We start from the raw sequence: 22,976 nt of genomic DNA, 5'->3' as shown, positions 1-22,976 counted from the left end.
TTATGAAAAAGCAACAATTTACATTGTCTTACAAAAAGGCAACGAGAAGGATCGTGTGGATGAAAACCGCCTTTTTATTGCTGATGTTTGTAACTGCCTTGCATGGATGGGCACAAAGTACGGACAACAAACTAATTTCTTTGGAACTGAAAGAGGTATCGTTGGGAGAGGCTTTGAAGCAGTTCAGTAATGTGTCCGGTTATAAGGTGAATTTCCCTAGTGAAGATGTCGGTCCGTACCGGGTAAGTGTCAGTATACGCCAGCAGGCACCTTTGTCTGCACTTCAGAAAATTCTGGAGGGAAAACCTTTTGAATATGAGGTGAACCAGCATTTCATTACTATCCGTAAAGTGAAAACCACTTCCACTGGCGTTGTACGAAAAACTAGAAGTGTAGAGGGGCGGGTGGTAGATGAAAAAGGCATCCCGTTACCAGGTGCAAATATCCGGGGAATCAATAGTCCGTTTGGAGCCATTGCCGATGTCGAAGGAAATTTTACCTGTAAGGTGCTGGAGGAAACTCACACTTTGGAGGTCTCTTTTGTCGGTATGCAGACAGAAAAAGTTTCTATTAAAGGACGTACCCATGTCAATGTGATTATGCATGAAGACAAACAACAATTGGGAGATGTTGTAGTGACCGGTTATCAGCGTATTAGTCGGGAGCGTTCTACCGCTGCTTTCGGCTTTGTGGATTCCGAACAGCTGACAAGACAGATGCATACGGACCTGACTTCTTCTCTGGAGGGGCAAGTGGCTGGTTTGCGTATGAATATAAATCCGAATAACGGTGATATGAGTCCCATCCTTCGTGGTGTAGGCACATTCTCGAATGATGTGGGGACAGACCCGTTGATTGTTGTAGATGATATGCCGACAAACTTAACTTTAAGTGAGATAAATCCTTATAATGTAGAGAGCGTGACTGTCTTGAAGGATGCAGCGGCAGCCAGTATTTATGGTGCTTTGGCTGCAAACGGAGTTATCGTGGTAACAACCAAGCAGGCTAAAGAAGAAGGAGCACATGTTAGTATCAATGCAGACTGGTTTATTACTAGCAAACCTAATTTCAATAGTTTGAATCTGGCGTCTACGAGTGATATTATTGATTATCAGACTGCGGTATTTGATGCTAATGTTGCTGAATCCGGCAGTGCTTCCAGTTTTCTATCCACTTATAAATCAGGTTACTATTATCCATTATTCCAGCTTTATTTAGATAGGGAGAATGGAATGGTAAGTAACAGTGAAGTAGAAACTACACTGAATCAGTGGCGTAATAACGATTATTATAAAGAGTATCGTGATAATGCTTGGCGTGCAGCTGTGACGCAACGTTATAATATGACTGTTTCTCAAAAAGTAGGGGACAGTAATCACTTCCTTTCTTTTAATTATGAAAATGATAAAGGGCGAACTATAAATGACAAAAGTAATAGATTTTCTTTGTACTACAAGTCGAACTATGCTATCACCAGCTGGCTGAATGTGAATGCCGGAGTGGATGCCCGCTTGGGACGTAGTGACACGCCTAATAGTCTATTTACCGGTTATACCTTACAACAACGTTATGAAAGAATACTGGATGACGATGGCGGGCATTACAATTCTCCTTATGTAAATGTAAGCGGATATTCAGGTGGCTCTTACAATGGGGGAGTGGTAAGTCAGGCGGAAGGTGTTTCACCTTATAAATCATTTGGCTTCAATGTGCTTGATGCCTTAGGTGAAAGTGGTACAAAATCGCATGATGTTAGTATACGTCCGTTTGTCAGCTTGCAGGCTCGTTTCTTGAAGATGTTCAAATACAATTTTATGTATCAATATGAATGGAACAATAATAAAAGTGAGGTGTATGATGCAGAAGATTCTTATTTGATGCGTATGACGCACAATTCCATGATTGATACGGATGGGAACTCGGGTATGCCGAAAGGTGGACGATTCTATCAAAGTGAAGTGGGCAGTAACCGTTATACGGTCCGTAACCAGATAGATTTTGATAAAAATTGGAAGGATCATTCTGTAACAGCTATCGCCGGATTGGAATTTCGGGAAAATAAAATTCCTAAATTAACTAGACAGCTAATGTATGGTTACGATCCCCAAACGTTAACTTCCGATATAATAGATTGGCAGGCATATCGCGATGGAATAGGGACAAGTGCTCTTTCCGGTAATACTATTAAGTTAACAGGTTTGTCGGCTACATTACAGGAATCACGCCATCGTTATGCGTCTTTTTATGCTAATGCGGGTTATTCGTATCTGTCACGTTACAATGTCTCCGGAAGTATTCGCTGGGATCAGGCAGACTTGTTCGGACTTGATATTCGTAACCAACGTCACCCTCTGTGGTCGGTCGGTGCTTCTTGGGTTGTGTCGGGCGAGTCATTTATGAAAGAATTTTTTTGGCTTGATTTCTTGAAATTACGTATGACATATGGTATTAATGGTAATGTAGATCAAAGTTCGACTACCTATTTTGTGGTAAAGCAAAAAACTCAGAGTAATCCGATTAAGACGAATTATCTGACTTATGAAGATAATGATCTTCCGAATCCTAAACTTCGTTGGGAAAAAACTGCTACTTATAATGTGGGAATGGATTTCCGTCTTTTCAATAATGTGATTGCCGGTAGCTTGGAATATTATAACCGTTCTGCGTCAGATTTGCTTGTACGTCGATACATGGATCCCACTTTGGGAGCTAAATCACGTGTCGTGAACAATGGTAAAATGCGTAACCGGGGTATTGAGTTATCACTTACAACCAATATTATCAGGAAGAAAGACTGGAACTTTGCCATTGATTTCAACTTTGCTCATAACAAAAATAAAATGATAAAAGTGGATCATAGCGATTCGGATACATCGACAAGCTTTATCAAGAGTCCGCTGAACTACTTTATGGAGGGAACCAGTCATAATACGCTTTGGGCTTACCGCATCGATCGTATTGAGAATGGATATCCGGTAGCGGTGGATAAGGACGGAAATGATCTTGTAACATTTAATGAAGATGGAACGGTGGCTAACATCACTACCGGATCATCCCTTAAAGGTACAGATGATCTGGTAAATCTTGGTTCACTGACGCCTAAGTTCAATGGAGCACTGACTTTCAGACTAAGCTATAAAGGAATTGATCTGAATGCTTTCCTTGTATATGCAGGTGGTAATAAATTACGTAATAGTGTAGTGGATATGAATGATCAGGTGGGAAGTCAGACATTGAAAGATATTACTAATCGTTGGAGTGCTGATGACCCGAATGGAGATGTACGTATGTATATTGATATGCCTACAAAAGTGAAAACTTATGCGGGGACTTTTCAGGATTGGTGGCAGTATGGTGACATCAATGTGAAAGATGCCGGCTATGTGAAATTACGTAGCCTGAGCTTGGGATATAATTTGCCGTCTGATATTTGCCGTCAACTCCGGCTTAGTTCGTTGAAGGTGAAGTTGCAGGTGAACAATCTTTTTACTTGGTGTAAGGCAGGAAATGATATAGACCCGGAGAGCTACGATCTAAACGGAGGTACTCGTGGCATGGCCTCGCCCAAGACTTACTCTATTGGATTATCAACAAGTTTCTAATTATTAAAAAGACTATAGAATATGCGTAAACTACTTTATATATTGCCGGTTCTGCTGATATTGGGACTTGCTGCTTGTGAGAATTACGTGGATATAACTCCCACAGGGAAGAAGACTGTGGACTCTACTGATACTTATTATGAGCTGGTGGCTTTGCCTAACCGGTGTTATTATCCGTCGGCCTTTGCCCTATTGAGTGATAATGTCTGGTCAAAAGAATCGAATATTATTGGCAAAGAATATCTATCTTGGGATGGAATCAATATGACATTTAATGAAGATGCTTATCGTAAGGATTTGAGTGATAATAATTTATATGCAAATTGTTATGAATATATCTTGCGGTCGAACATTGTGATTTCATTGGTAGATTATAGTACAGGTGACAAGGGTACTAAGGAACTGGCAAAAGCGGAAGCAAAGATAATGCGTGCTTGGGACCACTTTATTTTAGTAAACACTTTTGCGAAAAGTTATAATCCAGAGACGGCGGCTACTGACGGTGGTGTTGCCGTTGTCAGAGAGTACAATCTCGAAGCTACTCCTACCAAAGCGACTGTGGCCGAGGTCTATGATTTTATCATCAAAGATATTGAGGATGCATTACCTTATCTGCAAGAAGAACCGGTGAATGTCTATCACCCGTCGAAAGCTTTCGGTTATGCTTTGGCTGCCCGTGTTTATTTGTTTCATCGCGACTGGAAAAAAGCTGAAGATGCAGCGGAAGAATCATTAAAACGAAATAACAGTTTGATCGATTATATAGCTTTGGAGGATGAGGGAGGGCCAATGAAGGTTTCAACTTATGCTAAAGGTGGAAACCCTGAAGTTTTGAATTATGCTTATATGGGTGGCGTTACCGAAAATCCGGCTTTTACTTATGGTATGATCAGCCCGGAACTAGTACAACTTTTCGGTACGAATGATGAGCGTATGAATCTGTTTTTCAAGACGACTGGAAATCTTGAATACTACTTCGATGAAGGGTCTGGGGCTGCTTTGTGGAATACGTCACTTACTTATGCCAAGTTCCAGTATATGGCTGTAGGTATGCGTACAGCCGAAGTTTATCTGATTCTGGCAGAAGCAAAGGCACGTCAGAACGATTTATCCGGAGCTGTTGAAGTCTTGAATCAGTTGCGTGAAAAACGAATCAAAGGAACAGAGGCAGTATTACCGGAACCGGCTACCCAGCGTGAGATGATGCAGGAAATCATTAATGAGCGTCGTAAGGAGTTGCTTTTCGGTTTTAGTCGTTTCTGGGATTTGAAGCGGTTTAATACGGAAGCGGACTATGCAAAGACGATCACCCGTGTTTTCCCGCTGGTTTCTACTAATGTCGAACAGAAGACATATACGTTGAAACCGGATTCACGTTTGTACGTCATTCCGTTCCCGTTGGCTGCCCGTGAGAAAAATCCGAACCTGACATTAAATACTAACGAATAAAATAGATAGAAAAACAATGCAAAAGATTTTGATGATAACTGTATTGCTACTTTGGGCACTGCAAGGAGCAGAAGCACGGGCCGGTGTTATGAATCCGTTTGAACATGGAAAGAAAAGTCTGGTGGTCCGTGAAGATACAGTTAAGAAAGACACTGTCAAGAAAGCGACAGCTTACGAGAAACTTTTGAAAGATGGAGGAAGTGAATGTCAGGGTATGTTTACAGTGCGTCATATCAAGGATGACTGGTATTTTGAAGTACCGGATTCTTTGTTGGGACGATTGTTATTGGTTGTTACTCGCTTTAAAGCTGTGCCGCAGGGGTTCAAAATGCTTAGTGGGGAAGAGGTGAACCGGAGTGTGGTTTATTGGGAACAACATAACGACAAGACGCTCTTTTTACGTGAATATGTACAGTCACAGTTTGCTCCCACAGGTGATAAAATTGCGGAAGCATTGAAGCAGTCAACGATAGATCCGGTTATTTGTAAGTTTGACGTTATCGGTAGAAATCCGGAGACTCAGGCGCAGCTCATCAATGTATCCAAGTTTCTTTTGGGTGATAATAAGACGTGTGGCTTTACATCAAGTGACCGTTCTATTCTTGGCATTGGTTCTTTAGCACAGGACCGTACATTCATGGATACTATAAAAACCTATCCCATTAATGTGGAAGTGCTTACTTTACGTACTTACAATATAACTTCCGGCAAGTTGCCGGCTGCGGCAACAGGTTCGGTGACAGTGAAACTGAATACCAGTATGGTGATGTTACCCAAAGAACCTATGCAGCCGAGATTGGCAGATGAACGGGTCGGATTCTTCCAAAATCCGGTGACAGAGTTTTCGGATGACCAGCAAGTCACGACCCGTGGAGCCATTATCCAGCGTTATCGGTTGGAACCGAAAGATCCGGAACGTTATCGCAAAGGGCAACTTACTGAACCTAAACGTCCTATTGTGTATTATATAGACCCGGCGACACCAAAAAAATGGATTCCTTATCTTAAAGCTGGTGTGAATGACTGGAATGTAGCTTTTGAAGCAGCCGGATTCAAAAATGCCATTATTGCCAAAGAATGGCCGGACGATCCTACAATGAGCCTGGACGATGCACGTTATAGCGTATTGCGCTATCTGCCTTCGGAATCGGAAAATGCTTATGGTCCGCGTATTGTAGATCCTCGTAGCGGAGAGATCATGGAAAGTCATATCTGTTGGTATCACAACGTAATGAACTTACTTAAGAAATGGTATATGGTGCAGTGTGGACCTTTGGATAAACGTGCGCAATCAATGACCTTTGATGACAAATTAATGGGGACTCTGATCCAATTTGTTTCCTCACACGAGGTAGGTCATACGCTTGGATTGCGTCACAATATGGCTGCCAGTTCGGCTACCCCGGTAGAGAAATTGCGTGATAAAGCATGGGTGGAGGCCAATGGTCACACAGTATCTATTATGGATTATGCACGGTTTAACTATGTAGCACAACCCGAAGACCGGATTTCAGAAAAAGGGCTTTTCCCCCGTATTGGCGATTATGATAAATGGGCGATAAAATGGGGGTATCAATACCGTCCGGAATTTAAAGATCCTTTTAAGGAGAAAGCAGCGTTGCGTGCTGAAGTCACGAAGAAACTTCAAGGCGACCGTCGTCTGTTGTTTATCGGTGATGAAGGAAAAGGGACTGATCCCCGTAGCCAGAGTGAGGACTTGGGGGATAATAATATGAAGGCCAATGAGTATGGTATGAAGAACCTGAAAAGGGTGATGGAAAATATTATGACTTGGACTGCACAACCTGACGGCCAATATGACGATTTAAATACGATTTATAAATCAGTGCGTGCCCAATATATGAAATATACGCTGCATGTACAGAGAAACTTGGGGGGCCGGTATACTAATAATCTGCCAGGGCAGGATCCTCATGATTACTTGCCACGTAGTGTGCAGAAAGAAGCTGTAGAATGGTTAGGACGGAATTTGCTTGTAGCTCCACTTTGGCTCTATCCTGATAAGGTAGTGAATTGCACGGGAGTGAAAGCTGTGGATGAAATTCGTGATCGCCAAAGTTCTATTATAGCCTTATTACTGGCATCGGGAATGTTGCAGAATTTGTATTCGGCTTCGATGTGTGCTTCGGATCCTTATCCGCTCGAGGAATATCTGGACGATGTGTTTGCTACAGTGTGGAAACCTTTGAATGATTCAAATGAATTAGAGAATAATTTCCGCCGTCAGCAGCAACGGACTTACCTGGGATTTATTGAACGTATGATGAATCCAAGTGATAAAGATGCCGGAAATGTAAATGCGACGGTGAACCGTTCTGATATTTTGCTTTTTATAGAAATGCATTTGGATAAGATTGAAGAATATGTGAAAGAGCAGCTTACCGTATGTAAAGAAGGAGATTTCAATTATAGGCATTACACGGCTTTACTACGGAATATTAAGAAAGCAAAAGAAGAGTATTACGGAAAAAATGCCGAGATATCTTGAAGAGGGACCTTTAAAAGAAACGGAAAAACAGAACAGATTTTCTTGTATATATAAACTCTCTCTCTAACAGGCTTACTCTTCTCTGACGATAAACTTGTTTTGATTCATAAGCGATCAATACATGCAAGTTTTGAGTTAGAGGAGAGTAAGTTTTTTTATATGCCTAATTACTGCACCTTACTTCTTAGCTGAAAGAATCATAATTTCTGGGTATTGATAACTATTTGTTTTCTAGTGAACTTTGTGAAGAAACAATCTGTTGTATATATAAAAAGAAGAAAGGAGACTTTTAGCAATGAAAAAGATAGTATTGCTCCGTCATGGAGAAAGTGCATGGAACAAAGAGAATCGTTTCACCGGTTGGACCGACGTAGACCTGACAGAAAAAGGGGTTGCCGAAGCCGAAAAAGCCGGAGAAACATTGAAAGAGTATGGCTTTAATTTTGATAAAGCATACACCTCTTATTTAAAACGTGCAGTGAAAACGTTGAATTGCGTACTCGATAAAATGAATCTCGACTGGATTCCTGTCGAAAAGAACTGGCGTCTGAACGAGAAACATTATGGTGACTTACAGGGATTGAATAAAGCCGAGACTGCCGGGAAGTATGGTGAAGAACAAGTGCTCATCTGGCGCCGTAGTTATGATATAGCCCCCAATCCACTTTCGGAAAAAGATTTGAGAAATCCGCATTTTGATTACCGTTATCATGAAGTGCCCGATGCAGAATTACCTCGCACGGAATCGTTGAAAGATACCATTGAACGTATTATGCCTTATTGGGAAAGTGATATATTTCCTAGTCTGAAAACAGCTCATACGCTGTTGGTGGTCGCTCATGGCAATAGTTTGAGAGGCATCATCAAGCATCTAAAAAACATCTCCGATGAAGATATTGTCAAACTGAATCTACCTACGGCTGTGCCTTACGTATTTGAGTTTGATGAAAACCTGAATGTATCCAACGACTACTTCCTGGGAAATCCGGAAGAGATTAAAAAACTAATGGAGGCAGTTGCCAATCAGGGAAAGAAAAAATAAAATAGTTACATATTAAAAAGTAAAGTTATGAGTAAAGTAGTTGAATTATTAAGAGATCAGGCCTGTTATTATTTGGAACATACCTGTGAAACCATCGATAAATCATTAATTCATGTTCCGTCTCCCGATACGATAGATAAAATCTGGATTGATTCGGATCGAAACATAAGAGTATTAAACAACCTGCAATCTCTGTTGGGACATGGACGGTTGGCAAATACCGGTTATGTGTCTATACTTCCTGTCGATCAGGACATCGAACATACTGCCGGAGCATCATTTGCTCCCAATCCGATCTATTTCGATCCTGAAAATATTGTGAAACTGGCTATTGAAGGCGGTTGTAACGGAGTAGCTTCCACGTTTGGAATTCTTGGATCCGTAGCACGTAAATATGCGCATAAGATACCCTTCATTGTGAAATTGAACCACAATGAACTGCTCTCTTATCCGAATAGCTTCGACCAGGTGTTGTTTGGCACTGTCAAAGAAGCCTGGAATATGGGAGCGGTGGCCGTAGGAGCTACTATTTATTTTGGCTCGGAACAGAGTCGCCGTCAACTGGTAGAGATTGCCGAAGCTTTTGAATATGCTCACGAATTGGGTATGGCAACCATCCTCTGGTGTTACCTGCGTAACAATGATTTTAAGAAAGGTGCAGTCGATTACCATGCTGCCGCCGACCTGACAGGTCAGGCCGACCGCTTGGGAGTGACTATCAAAGCTGACATTGTGAAACAGAAACTTCCTACTAATAATGGTGGCTTCAAAGCCATTGGTTTCGGAAAGATCGACGAACGTATGTATACCGAACTGGCTTCCGAACATCCGATTGACCTTTGCCGTTACCAGGTAGCCAACGGCTATATGGGACGTGTAGGCTTGATTAATTCGGGTGGAGAATCTCATGGTTCTTCCGATTTACGTGATGCTGTCATTACAGCCGTAGTCAACAAACGTGCCGGAGGTATGGGATTGATTAGCGGGCGTAAAGCATTCCAGAAGCCAATGAACGAAGGAGTAGAATTATTGAATGCCATTCAGGATGTATATCTTGATCCGTCAATTACGATCGCTTAATCAGGGATGAATAGAAATAAATTCTTATCTTTGACTATTAGATCGTTAACCATTAAAAATTAAGAGTATGAAGTTTTTTATTGACACAGCTAATCTGGAGCAGATTCAGGAGGCTTATGACCTCGGAGTACTTGACGGTGTGACTACCAACCCTTCGTTGATGGCGAAAGAAGGCATTAAAGGAACGCAGAATCAGCGTGAACATTACGTCAAGATATGTAAGATCGTTGAGGGAGATGTAAGTGCCGAGGTGATAGCAACCGATTATGAAGGGATGATTCGTGAGGGCGAGGAACTTGCCGCACTCAATCCGCATATCGTAGTAAAGGTTCCTTGTATTGCTGATGGAATCAAAGCTATCAAACATTTCACGCAGAAAGGAATCCGTACCAATTGTACGTTAGTGTTTTCTGTAGGACAGGCATTGCTGGCTGCTAAAGCCGGAGCTACCTATGTTTCACCTTTTGTCGGCCGTCTGGACGATATTTGTGAAGATGGGGTGAAGCTGGTGGGAGATATCGTACGTATGTATCGTACGTATGATTATAAAACACAGGTGTTGGCTGCTTCTATTCGCAATACAAAACATATTATCGAATGTGTAGAAGTAGGAGCCGACGTGGCTACTTGTCCGTTGAGTGCTATCAAAGGATTGCTCAATCATCCGTTAACAGATTCAGGATTGAAGAAGTTTCTGGAGGATTATAAGAAAGTGAATGGCTGAATGTAAGTGAGATGCAATGATAAAATGGGTGGTGAACATCATCGTGGATATTTTTTGTCCGCATGATGTTCACCTTTTTTATTTTCCTTCTTTCCTTTTTTGTTTCTGTTTTTCTTTGTATTGAGTCGGCGTTTCTCCTGTGTATTGTTTGAAAGCCGTACTGAAATAGCGTGAAGTAGTAAATCCGATCTTCTCGGCAATTTCCGTAAAAGACATATCCGTATGAGTGATGAATGTGATCGCTTTCTCCATCCGGAATTTATTGATGTAATCATTGGCTCCCATATCGGTTAGAGCTTTCAGCTTATTGTAAAGGGAAGCCCGGCTCATTCCTATTTCTTTGCAAATAAGAGTGACATCCAGATTGCTGTTATCCAGATTCTCCTGAATAATTTTATTCAGTTTCAACAGGAAGGTTTCATCTGCCTGGCTGAATGTGCTTTCTTCCGGTGCAGGAACCAATCCTGCATTTAAATATCTCTTTTTGATAGATTCGCGGTTTCTTAACCGGTTACGAATGATTTCCATTAACATTTCTATCTCAAAAGGCTTTGTAAGATAGGCGTCTGCTCCATTCTTATAACCACTTAACTGGCTTTGTTTATCATCTCTTGCTGTCAGCAGTACAATAGGAATGTGACTGATGGTAATGTCTTCCTTGATGTTTTTACAAAGTTCGTATCCATTCATTCTCGGCATCATCACGTCACTGACGATAATATCCGGAGTATGGCTTCTGGTCAGTTGGAGGGCTTCCACACCGTCCGAAGCAATGATTATCCGTTTGAAATATTCTCCCAGTGACTTTTTTAGGAAATCCGTCAGGTCCGGATTATCATCCACCACTAATATACTGTAAAAACTCGTATCGAAATTACTCTCCTCCGGCAATTGTTCTTTACTGTCATCGCTCATCAATTCGTTCAGATAGGCTTTCGGTTGGCAGATAATCTCTTCTGATTGTTGGCGAAGTGGGAGTTCAAAGAAGAATGTTGCACCGGCTTCCTGATTGTCTAGGGCACCGATGGAACCTCCGTGTAATTCGACCAGAATCTTGGAATAGGATAATCCGATTCCTGTCCCGCTCTGTTCTCCTGTACCCTGATAGAAACGGGTGAAGAGTTTCTGCGTATTTACTTGTTTGAGACCGTTTCCCTGATCTATGATGGAGACACGGACCCTGTTTTCCTCTGAAAGCAACTCCGAAGTAATGATTATTTCTGCATCTTGCGGACTGTGTTTTAAGGCGTTGATAAGCAGATTGCTTAGAATAATCTCACACTTGTCTTTATCGAAACTAACAGTGTCGATATGCGGGTCAAGCTGATAACGGATACATACGTTCTTTGCTTCTCCTTCGCTGGTGAAATCTTGTGATACATGTTCAATCCATTGATTGAGAGCGTATGGTTGTATCTGCAATTTGCTTTCTCCAACCTCCATCTTACGCACATCAAGTACCATATTGATAAGATTCTTCATTCGCTGTGACTGGCGATATATCGCTTTTATAGGTAGATATTGTGTATCTTCGGCAGAAAGCGATTTCAATATTCGGCTAAGTGGCGCATGTATGAGAGTCAATGGGGTACGCAGTTCGTGACTGATATTAATAAGGAAGCGCACTTTTTCTTCGTACACCTGTTGCTCATGTTCCTTCATTGCCCATTTCAGCTTTTCCTCTTTGCGTTTTAACGTTCTTCGGAAAGTTTCGATGACAGCAGCAGTAATGAACACTGCACAACTAATGATGAACCACCATGTCCGATACCAGGGAGGGAGAATCGTCAGTTCCAGTACCTCTTGACTGGGAATCCAACTACCATCTTTCGCTGTGCAGGAAGCCATGATCTTGTAACTTCCCGGAGGAAGTGAGCGTATGGCCAATTCGGGATTATATGATTCGATTTGCTGATCGTTCAGTCCTTCTATCTGATATCTGTATACTTTCTGCCGGAAGATATCTTTTTCTTTCGACATGATCCGAATGGTTATATTACTGTTCCAGGGAGCAGAAATTCCTATAGGGTTACTACTTAGCTTATCATTAACGGATTCTCCGTTGATAACCACATCCGAGAGTTGTAATTGCGGGAATTCGGAAGTGATTAAGGGCAAGTTGCTGTTAATATGCAGTAATCCTTTCACACCTCCCATATAGATATTCCCCTGTGAACTTAATAAACGGGGCTTGGATAGGTACTCATTCTGAATGACACCGTCGGATTCACCGAATAGAACAAATTTTCTTTCTTTGATTAACCAGGCGAAAAGCATATTGTCTGTTCCTATCCAGACTTTTCCTTGCTGGTCGCATACTATCAGAGTGACTTCTTCAAAGAGGGAGGTTGGTATCGGAGTTTGTTCTTGAGTGACAGGGTTATAATGTATCAGTCCGTAATTGTTTCCTATCCAGAAATTTCCATATTCATCTCGTGAGACAGAATTAATCAATGTGTCTTTACTGCATTGAAATATTATTTCGAGGCGGTTGGTACGGTTGTCCAGACAGAAGATATGTTTGCTGTCGTTCAGATATGTGTTATTCTGACTATTTGCTATAGGCAAAATGGTACCGATAATGTCTGCTCCTTGTTGTTCGGTAGCAATACTGAATGTTTGTTCTTTCAAGTTGTATTGGTAGATATGGTCTCCCAATAGCAGTACACTATGGGGGGAATTGAGGAATAGGTTTACTGTTTTTCCCCGGCTTCCGAGACGTTTGGAAGTTTCGGGATCAATAATAATAAAAGGAGTCTTCTTTCCCGTTGACGGGTTGAAAACAAATACGCCCTGTGAGAAAATAGAAAGCAATAGATTACCGGAGGTAAAAGGGCAGATAGAGGCAACTTTATCTTCCCATGTGGAAGGAAAGTGGGTGAACTTTTCTGTAAGGGGATTAAAAAGGTTAATACCTCCACCGTCCGTGCCTATCCAAATGCGACTATCAGATTCCTGATAGAGGCTTAGTACGGTATTGTTACTTAATCCGCGGTCATTGCCCGGCAATACATCCGTATAAGTTTTCATGGAAACCTCCCGGATGCTGATAAGACCGTTGCGAATACTTCCTGCCCATATATTATTGTTCCGGTCATTATAAAGACAGAGAATGGAGTTAGCGGGCAGTGAGTAGTTATCTCTTCCCGGTACATGCTCCAATAAAGAGAAATTTCCCGTTTCAGGTTCAAGAATATTGATGCCTCCTCCATCCGTTCCGATCCATATCTTCCCTTCCCGTTCAGCAAGACTTAAGACGACATTATTGCTTAAATCCGAGTTATGTGTGGTATACGAAGCCAATGGTCTTCCGTCATGGGAAAAACAGCTTATGCCTTCGTTGTAGGGGGCTATCCATATCCGGTTTTGTGAATCAATAAGCATATTCATGATTTCCTTTCCGCAGTCAAAAGGAGGAGGTGTGTGTTTACCCGTATTTAAATCCAGAAGAAGTAATCCCTGCCATCGGCTGCAGCAAAGAAGAGTGTGCTCATTCCATAAACTTAGTAACGTGATATTGAAATTGGGCTCTCGATTAAACGTCTGTAAAAGGTGAAGAGAAGAATGCTGATAACTATAGAAATAGACTTTGTTTTGCGAGCCGAATAAAACTCCGTCTTTCATTAAACAAGTCGAGTAGGCTACTATATTATTTCCTTTCTCGTCCGTAGGTATGAAGAAATCATCACTTTGCCGTTGATAACATGCCACTCCTTTTTCTGTCAGAATCCAGATGTTATTCAGTTTATCTTCTGTTATCTGATTGATTTGGTTGTGGGGGATGGAATGAGGGTTGTCTGCTTGATGAGTATACTTTTTAAGTTCGTGGCCGTCGTACCGTCCTAGTCCGGAACGGGTTCCAATCCATACAAAACCTTGTTCATCGGTCAGGATACATCGTACGGTAGAAGGTAACCCGTCTTTCAGGGAGATTTGCTTGTAATAATAATGTCCGGCTTGAAGGGAGGGAACGCCGACAAACTGTATGATGAACGCTATACATAGCAGAATAAAGGTTCTTTTTCTCATGGTATTAGGTCAGTTAAACTGAAACAAAGATAATATATTCAAATGAATATTTGTTAAGAAAGCAAACTTATTTTATTATTCCTTTGAGTCAGAGAATGGTCTTTGAATGAAAATTCTTTTCTTTATTTAGCTGGATTCTCTATCTTTGCCCGAAAATATACGACTATGATTACCGAAGAACTACAGAAACTTTATCAGTCATATACAGGTGTTCCCGCTGAAAACATCGCAGAATTACCGTCTTCCGGTTCCAATCGCCGTTATTTCCGTCTGACGGGCATACAAACACTGGTTGGAGTATATGGAACCTCTATTGATGAGAATGAAGCTTTTCTTTATATGGCAGGACATTTCCGTAAAAACGGCCTGCCGGTTCCCGAAGTTTACATTGCATCGGAAGATAAAACTTGTTATCTGCAAGAAGATTTAGGTGATACTTTATTGTTTCATGCCATTGAGAAAGGCCGGGCCACCAGTGTATTTTCCGAGGAAGAAAAAGAACTGCTCCGCAAGACGATCCGTTTACTTCCCGCTATTCAGTTTGCCGGTGCTGACGGGTTCGACTTTTCCCGTTGCTATCCCCAACCGGAGTTCAATCAGCGTTCTATCCTTTGGGATTTGAATTACTTCAAATATTGTTTTCTGAAAGCTACCGGAATGGAATTTCAGGAAGACAAACTGGAAGATGATTTTCAGAAGATGAGCGATGTTCTGCTACGTAGTTCTTCCGCTACTTTTATGTATCGTGATTTTCAGAGTCGTAATGTGATGATAAAAGACGGGGAGCCATGGTTTATCGACTTTCAGGGAGGACGTAAAGGTCCGTTTTATTATGACATATCCTCCTTCCTGTGGCAAGCGAAAGCGAAATATCCGGATAGCCTCCGTAAAGAACTGCTGCAAGAATATATAGACGCTCTTCGCAAATACCAACCGATTGACGAATCCTATTTTTATAGCCAACTTCGTCACTTTGTTCTTTTCCGTACGTTGCAAGTGCTAGGGGCTTATGGCTTCCGCGGATACTTCGAAAAGAAACCTCATTTTATTCAAAGCGTTCCCTATGCTATCGAAAACCTGCGTGAATTGTTGAAAGAAGAATACCCGGAATATCCGTATCTCTGCGAGGTTTTGCGGGAACTTACCGGACTGAAACAATTTACGGACGACCTGAAAAAGCGGCAGCTTACTGTCAAAGTGATGAGCTTTGCCTATAAGAAAGGAATTCCTGATGACTCTACCGGCAATGGAGGAGGCTATGTATTCGACTGTCGGGCCGTCAACAATCCCGGTAAGTATGAGCGTTACAAACCTTTCACCGGACTGGATGAACCTGTAATCACTTTCCTCGAAGAAGATGGTGAAATACTCCGTTTCCTCGATCATGCCTATGCTTTGGTAGACGCCTCCGTAAAACGCTATATGGAACGTGGATTCAGCAATTTGTCCGTTTGTTTCGGTTGTACCGGAGGGCAACACCGTTCTGTTTATTCAGCCCAGCATCTGGCAGAACACCTGAATCAGAAATTTGGTGTGAAAGTCGAACTGGTGCACCGGGAACAGAATATAGAACGTACGTTTGAGGCAACTATCTAAAGAGATTAACTATAAAGGAGGAAGTTACGAATAAAATGAAAGCAATGATATTTGCTGCCGGTTTGGGTAGCCGGTTGAAACCGCTTACCGATACCATGCCTAAGGCTATGGTTCCCATAGCCGGACATCCGATGTTGGAACATGTGATTTTAAAACTGAAAGCTGCCGGATTCACGGAAATTGTGATTAACATCCACCATTTTGGCGATCAAATACTTGACTTCCTGAAAGTCAATGAGAATTTCGGGCTTACCATACATATTTCCGACGAACGTGACTTGTTGCTCGATACTGGTGGAGGAGTCAAGAAAGCCCGTTCTTTCTTTGAAAATTCGGATGAACCTTTCCTGATACATAATGTAGACATTCTTTCAGATGTGAATCTGAAGGAATTATATGACTATCATTTACAGAGTGGCGGTGTGGCAACTTTACTGGCAAGCCGACGTAAAACCTCTCGTTATCTGCTTTTTGATGAAAAGAAGAAACTTTGTGGCTGGACTAACAAGGATACGGGACAGGTGAAGCCGGAGGGATTCCAATATGATGAATTATGCTATCAGGAATATGCATTCAGCGGTATCCATGTCCTTTCACCTGCCATTTTCCAATTTATGGATACGCCTCGTTGGGAAGGGAAGTTTTCTATTATGGATTTCTATCTTGCCACTTGTCGGCAAATAAACTATTCCGGTTATCTTGCAGAGAATTTACAACTGATTGACATCGGTAAACCGGAGACATTGGCTAAAGCTGAAAGTTTTCTATACCAAAGCACCAAATAAAGATACAGAAAGGGACCAAAAGGTCCCTTTTCTAATATGTAGCAAAATATTTGTTTAACTTTGCCCGGCTGAACAAACGAAATTGCAATACTATACAAATCTTGCTACATGGAACAGATTCGGATAAATGGGATAGCTGATAATTTATTACATGACATTTTTAATGATTTGTCTGTAGGACTCGAGTTGTATGATAAGGATGGCATTATGATAGATGTCAATTATTCGCGGTTGAGATCAATGGGGATAAAAGACAAAAAAGACATTTTGGGTTATAATCTATTCAACTATACGAGTTTCTCTGATGAAATCAGAGAACAAATTAGAAAAGGGGAGACTGTGCGTTTCGTTGCAAAATATGATTTTGATGCCTTACGTCATCTTTTCCCTACTTGTTTGTCCGGTACTCGATTCTTTGAGATCACTGTTTCTTTCGTTCATAATGAAAAGTCTGAAATTACGAATTATATGGTGATAACTCAGGATGTCACCGAGCGTATCTTATGGCAAAACAAATATGATAATCTCTATGAAGAAGCTGTGCGCTCGAAAAAAGAACTCCTTGAGAGCGAACAAAGGATGATTCATTTGATTCGTCAGAATGAATTGGTGCTGAACAATATTAATTCAGGCTTGGCGTATATTGCAAACGACTATATCGTACAATGGGAGAATATCTCGCTTTGTAGTAAAAGCCTTTCGTATGAGGCTTATAAGAAAGGAGAACCTTGCTATTTGACAGCCCATAATCGCAACGCTCCTTGTGAGAATTGTGTGATGCAACGTGCCCGCCAATCCGGTCAGGTAGAGTCTATTTTGTTTAATCTGGATAACAAGCACGTCATTGAAGTATTTGCTACTCCTATATTTAATGAACAGGGAGATGTTGATGGTGTGGTAATTCGCGTGGATGATGTGACCGAGCGGCAGCACATGATTGGTGAACTTGAAAAGGCGAGGAGCCGGGCTGAACAATCCGATAGGTTGAAGTCTGCTTTTCTAGCAAATATGAGTCACGAAATCCGTACTCCGCTAAATGCTATCGTTGGTTTTTCCGACTTGCTGATGGTGACGGAAGATAAAGAAGAAAAAGAAGAGTTCATTCAGATTATCAATGCCAATAATGAATTACTTCTGAAACTGATTAATGACATACTGGATCTTTCGAAAATAGAAGCCGGCTCGGTAGAATTGAAATACGAGGATTTTGATCTGGCTGTTTATTTCAATGAATTGGCTGCTGCAATGCATCGTCGTGTAGTGAATCCACAGGTTCGTTTGGTTGCTATGAATCCTTATGAATCTTGTATCGTTCGTCTGGATAAGAACCGGTTGGCACAGATTCTCACCAATTTTGTAACTAATGCCATCAAATATACCTGCGAAGGAATGATTGAAATGGGATATGAAAAGATAAACGGGAGTATTCATCTTTATGTTCGTGATACAGGCATCGGCATACCGGAAGATAAAAAAGACAAGGTGTTCCAGCGTTTTGAAAAACTGGATGAGTTTGCGCAGGGGACCGGATTGGGATTATCTATTTGTAAAGCCATAGTTGAGGCTTTCAAAGGAGAGATAGGTTTTGAGTCGGAATTTGATAAAGGATCCCTGTTCTGGGCGGTTCTGCCGTGTCAGTTCGAATCGGTCGACAGCGGACTGTATATTTCCCGTCAGCGCCTTGGGAGGGAAGTGGAAAAAGAAGAACCTCATGCTTCCGAAGAGATGAAGTCTTCTAAAAGAGTGCTTGTAGTAGAAGATATTCAGAGTAACTTTTTTTTAGTATCTTCTATATTGAAAAATAAATTTCAGTTGTTACATGCTCCGAATGGGCTGAAGGCGGTTGAGATCGTCCGGACTCAACCGGTGGATCTGATATTGATGGATATGAAGATGCCTGTTATGGATGGGCGTACTGCAACTTCCGAGATCCGGAAGTTCAATACGGAAATACCAATTATCGCCCTGACCGCTCATGCTTTTGATGCCGACCGGGTGGCTGCTTTGAAAGCCGGTTGCGATGATTATCTAGTGAAGCCGATCAATGGAGCGAAGTTGATGCAGACGTTGAAAGAGTATGGTTGTTAGATGATTTCTTTTTGAGAATCTTTTACTTGCGAAATGTGCTAATCATGCAAAGCTGATTAAGAATATACTAATATGAAAAAAAGTATATTATATCCTTGCTGCTTCTAATATTTCGACCACTTATTTGTAGTATATAGAAAAATGCCCGGCATTTCAAATTATGGAATGTGAAATTGTTTGGTATTTTGTAATATTGCTATTAAAATGTCTGTGATGAGGCTTACTTATTATAGATGTATGTGCTGTTTTTTCTTATTTCCTATCCTTTATGTTATTTAAAACGTCCGACTGTTTGGAAGTAAACTAGCTTACAAATGCCTTTTTAAGAGGGCTACTATACCTTGGTCGGTGGCTAAGGAGGGCTTCCTCGGTGAGCAACGGAACCTTGCTCACCGAGGAACGACCTGTTGCACACCGGGGAAACTTATCCATCTCTTAAAGAAAAATGCATATTATCAGAGAATAAATGTGGTATTTCTCTGATAGTATGCATATATATGTAATATCTCAATGCTTTTCTATGCTAAGACACTTCTTTCTGCAGTTATTTTTTCTTCTTGAATCTGAAAAATAGCACACATATAGTGTCTGGAGGAGAATAGGATTGTTATATTTGCTAACTATTATATTTAAAGGTTTCCATATTTGGTTTGGAAGATGTTCAATGATGTCTATAATGCTCTAATTTGTCGATGAATTGGACGATTTTAGACAAAATTGGAAGAATTATAGTAAAAATAGAACATGTGCTTTCGATAACCACATCTATATTTGCGTATCGATTTCAGCAAATAAACTGGAATAAGCTTTTTAATCTTTAAATTTAATAATTTATAAAAATGACTTCTATGAAGAACCTATCAAAAGTTTTTCTGCTATGTTTCATCACATTGTTTGTGTTTTCTGCGCAATCCATGGGACAAGGAAAGACCATTACCGGTCAGGTAGTGGATGCTCTAAATGAAAGTATGCCTGGTGTCAATGTACAAGTAAAAGGTACTACTAATGGAACAATTACCGACATTGATGGAAAATTCTCCATTTCCGTTCCAAACTCAAAATCTGTGTTGATCTTTACTTTTATCGGTTATTCCAAACAGGAAATCATGGTTGGAAATCAGACTAAAATGAATGTTCAATTAAAAGAAGATGCACAAAATTTGGATGAAGTAGTTGTTGTCGGTTATGGAACGGCTAAAAAGAGCGATTTAACAGGTGCCACTGCCAGTCTCCGTCCTGATGCAAATGATGCTTCAAAAGCTATATCCATCGATGGATTATTACAAGGTAAGATTGCAGGTTTAAATGTAACTGCTTCAATGTCTACTCCGGGTGCTGCTTCTTCTGTTACTATCCGCGGTGCTAACTCGTTACGTGGAGATAATCAGCCATTATATGTGATTGATAATGTGCCGCAAGCATCTACTGGTGAATTTGCCGAGTCTGCTGTAGGCAGTGGTGACTTCCAAATAGCTCAAGATCCGTTGAGTGCAATCAATCCTAATGATATCGAGGATATTACCGTCCTGAAAGATGCTTCCGCTACTGCAATTTACGGCTCTCGTGGTGCTAATGGTGTAATTCTTATTACAACTAAAAAGGGAAAGGCCGGAAAGGCAAAAGTGAATGTCACAGCAAATTTTACGATAGCTAATGCGCGTAACTTGCACGATATGTTAAATTTGGAAGAATATGCCGATTACTCAAATTCTAAATTGGACCAGCCGCGATATTATTTGCAACCTAATGGTGAAATGCGGTACGTATTTAGTGGTAATGAGTCCGCTTATCAGGCAGATCCGAATAATCCGGAATTATATAAGGTTATTACCTATCGTGACTGGCAAAAAGAGGCATATGCATCAGCTTTCTCACAAGTCTACTCGGCTTCTGTCAGTGGAGGAACTGCTGGTATGAAATATTATATATCGGGTAACTTTAAAGATATTAATGGTATTGTAGAGAATACAGGAATAAAACAGGGTGACTTGCGTGCCAATTTAACTGCTGAATTATCTAAAAAAGTAACTTTAAATTTGATATTGAGTGGTTCATTGAAGCAGAATGACATGATGACGGGTGGTAATACAACTGGAGGCGTTGCCGGATCTTTGGCTCGTACGGTTCTCGATACAGCTCCTTATATTGTTCCTGATGATGATCCGGGTGCTTTGGAATCAAAAATGAATGTTTTTAGTTGGGTAAATGATTACGATGATATTACGAATGATAAAACATTCAACGGAAGTTTGAATCTGAATTGGAATATTAATAAATATTTCTCGTATAGCCTGCGTGCAGGAGGAAATATTATAGTGAATGACCGTAAGCGTTGGTACGGGATTCAGTTGCCTCCGGGAGAAAACGTGAAAGGTTTATTGGCAATCAGTAATGTCAATAAGTCTAATTATACAGTGGAAAACCTGTTAAACTTTAACATGGATTTGACAAAGGATTTTCGTCTGTCGGCTACTGCCGGTATCACTTATGATGAATATCATTTTCTGACAGAGAATGTTTCAGGTAATACTTTTTCTATCTATGACTTGCGTACAAAAGGATTATCCAATGCTGGAAAAGTAGATGTGAAACAACCTATACAAAAAGATTATCAGCTGCTTTCTTATTTAGGACGTGTTAATTTATCTGCTTATGATAAGTACTTGTTGACAGCTTCATTGCGTGCTGACGGATCCAGTAAATTTAAAAAAGGTAATCGTTGGGCATATTTCCCTTCTTTCTCATTAGCATGGCGTATGGAACAGGAAGCTTATATGAAGAGCATCGATTGGTTAAGTCAGTTGAAGGTACGTGTGGGTTATGGTGAGACAGGTAATCAAGGTATTGATCCATATCAGTCTCTTTCTATTTATGAGAATAAGGTGGACTATGCTGATGGAGATGGAAATAAATTGACGTCTATGCAAATCAAAAGCCTGCAAAATGAGGGCTTGAAGTGGGAACGTACTTCTTCATGGAATGCTGGTCTTGACTTTGGTTTCTTTAATGGCCGTCTGAATGGTGCATTTGATTATTACCGTAAAAATACAAAGGATTTGTTGGTTGAACGTGCTTTGCCATATTCCAGTGGGTTTGCAACAGTGATGATAAATGAAGGATCGTTATTGAATAAAGGTTTTGAATTTAGTTTAAATGCTGATATCATTCGTAGTAATGGATGGAAATGGAATATAGGCGGAAATATTGGTTTCAACAAGACTACTATTGAAAATTTAGGTTTGGAAATTTCTGATATAGGTTCTTTGAAAGGAGTACGTGGTTATTTAGGAAAGACGATTGGCGATCATTTCGGACCTGCAAATATTTTTATTGAGGGTAAAGCTCCGGGACTATTTTTCGGTTATAAGACACAAGGAATTATTCAGGAAGAAGATGTAGTTGATGGTAAAGTAGGATATATCTCATCGGATGGTTCCACTAAATATTACACTTCATCTGCAGGAAATGATATGGCAGCTGGTAATATTAAATGTGTGGATGTGAATGAAGATGGTGTAGTGGATGCTAACGATATGGTTGTGATAGGTGATCCGAATCCCGACTTCACCTATGGTTTCCAGACACGCCTGGAATGGAAGAATATCTCTCTTTCAGCTTCTTTCACAGGCGTTTATGGTAATGATATTCTGAATACAAATATCCGTTACGAACAAACTCCTTCCAGACAGGCCGGAAACTTGAGAAAAGATGCTTATTATAATGCATGGACTCCGGAGAATCGTTCTAATTTATATCCGTCATCTACTTCAAATGTAAAAGGCGTTGTTTATGATCGCTACATAGAAGATGGAAGTTATTTGCGCTGTTCGGATATTACGCTGAATTATGTTTTGCCTAAAGAGTGGATGACTAAGATAGGGTTTCAGAATACCAGCATTTTTGCTTCAGTGAAGAATGCATTTGTGATTACCAATTATAGTGGATATGATCCGGAAGTAAATAGTTTTGCATTTGACGGTCTGCGTCGGGGTGTTGATATGAATGCTTTCCCCAATATGCGTTCTTTTGTGTTTGGCTTGAATGTAACCTTTTAATTTACAATAAATGATTA

At 40.7% G+C, this 22,976-nt stretch carries 11 protein-coding genes; 10 read left to right on the top strand and 1 reads right to left on the bottom strand.

The genetic code is table 11. The annotated features are described in order from the left end of the window. Window positions 1-2 precede the first annotated feature (2 nt). The 6 genes from AAHJ11_RS11090 to fsa all read left to right on the top strand — a co-directional run bounded on the left by AAHJ11_RS11090 (window position 3) and on the right by fsa (window position 10,406). Complete coding sequence (locus AAHJ11_RS11090; protein ID WP_148364716.1) at window positions 3-3,602, top strand: SusC/RagA family TonB-linked outer membrane protein; 3,600 nt, start codon at window positions 3-5, stop codon at window positions 3,600-3,602. Between the two features lie 21 nt (window positions 3,603-3,623). Next, window positions 3,624-5,051 carry a RagB/SusD family nutrient uptake outer membrane protein gene (locus AAHJ11_RS11085; RefSeq protein WP_148364717.1) on the top strand — a complete coding sequence of 476 codons (1,428 nt, stop codon included), beginning with the start codon at window positions 3,624-3,626 and terminating at the stop codon, window positions 5,049-5,051. 16 nt (window positions 5,052-5,067) lie between these two features. Further along, window positions 5,068-7,560, top strand: coding sequence for a zinc-dependent metalloprotease (locus tag AAHJ11_RS11080; protein WP_074558749.1), 2,493 nt, complete (start codon window positions 5,068-5,070; stop codon window positions 7,558-7,560). A 295-nt stretch (window positions 7,561-7,855) separates the two neighbouring features. Beyond that, on the top strand, window positions 7,856-8,602 hold the full coding sequence (gene gpmA, locus AAHJ11_RS11075; protein WP_148364718.1) for a 2,3-diphosphoglycerate-dependent phosphoglycerate mutase: 747 nt from the start codon (window positions 7,856-7,858) through the stop codon (window positions 8,600-8,602). Between the two features lie 27 nt (window positions 8,603-8,629). Beyond that, window positions 8,630-9,682, top strand: a complete 1,053-nt coding sequence (locus tag AAHJ11_RS11070; RefSeq protein ID WP_148364719.1) for a class I fructose-bisphosphate aldolase — start codon at window positions 8,630-8,632, stop codon at window positions 9,680-9,682. Window positions 9,683-9,749: 67 nt separating this feature from the next. Then, a complete protein-coding gene (fsa, locus tag AAHJ11_RS11065; protein WP_148364720.1) occupies window positions 9,750-10,406 on the top strand; it encodes a fructose-6-phosphate aldolase in 657 nt (218 codons plus the stop codon). Between the two features lie 78 nt (window positions 10,407-10,484). Here fsa and AAHJ11_RS11060 read toward each other — a convergent pair whose 3' ends face one another. Beyond that, on the bottom strand, window positions 10,485-14,435 hold the full coding sequence (locus AAHJ11_RS11060) for a two-component regulator propeller domain-containing protein (protein WP_413579527.1): 3,951 nt from the start codon (window positions 14,433-14,435) through the stop codon (window positions 10,485-10,487). A 165-nt stretch (window positions 14,436-14,600) separates the two neighbouring features. On the opposite strand from AAHJ11_RS11060, the gene AAHJ11_RS11055 reads away from it, so the two are divergent. From AAHJ11_RS11055 to AAHJ11_RS11040, 4 genes are all read left to right on the top strand, one after another. Then, window positions 14,601-16,031 carry a phosphotransferase gene (locus AAHJ11_RS11055; RefSeq protein ID WP_148364727.1) on the top strand — a complete coding sequence of 477 codons (1,431 nt, stop codon included), beginning with the start codon at window positions 14,601-14,603 and terminating at the stop codon, window positions 16,029-16,031. Window positions 16,032-16,066: 35 nt separating this feature from the next. Then, complete coding sequence (locus AAHJ11_RS11050) at window positions 16,067-16,816, top strand: nucleotidyltransferase family protein (RefSeq protein WP_167511756.1); 750 nt, start codon at window positions 16,067-16,069, stop codon at window positions 16,814-16,816. A 108-nt stretch (window positions 16,817-16,924) separates the two neighbouring features. After that, window positions 16,925-18,904, top strand: coding sequence for a response regulator (locus AAHJ11_RS11045; protein ID WP_148364728.1), 1,980 nt, complete (start codon window positions 16,925-16,927; stop codon window positions 18,902-18,904). 848 nt (window positions 18,905-19,752) lie between these two features. Beyond that, window positions 19,753-22,959, top strand: coding sequence for a SusC/RagA family TonB-linked outer membrane protein (locus AAHJ11_RS11040; RefSeq protein ID WP_413579526.1), 3,207 nt, complete (start codon window positions 19,753-19,755; stop codon window positions 22,957-22,959). The last annotated feature ends 17 nt before the right edge of the window (window positions 22,960-22,976 follow it).

Origin of the sequence: Bacteroides sp. 90-K9/2, from assembly GCF_047310725.1 — a bacterium.
GTDB lineage: Bacteria > Bacteroidota > Bacteroidia > Bacteroidales > Bacteroidaceae > Bacteroides > Bacteroides vicugnae.
The sequence above is the reverse complement of the archived record's forward strand: the minus strand, read 5'-3'. Positions and strand labels throughout refer to the sequence as shown.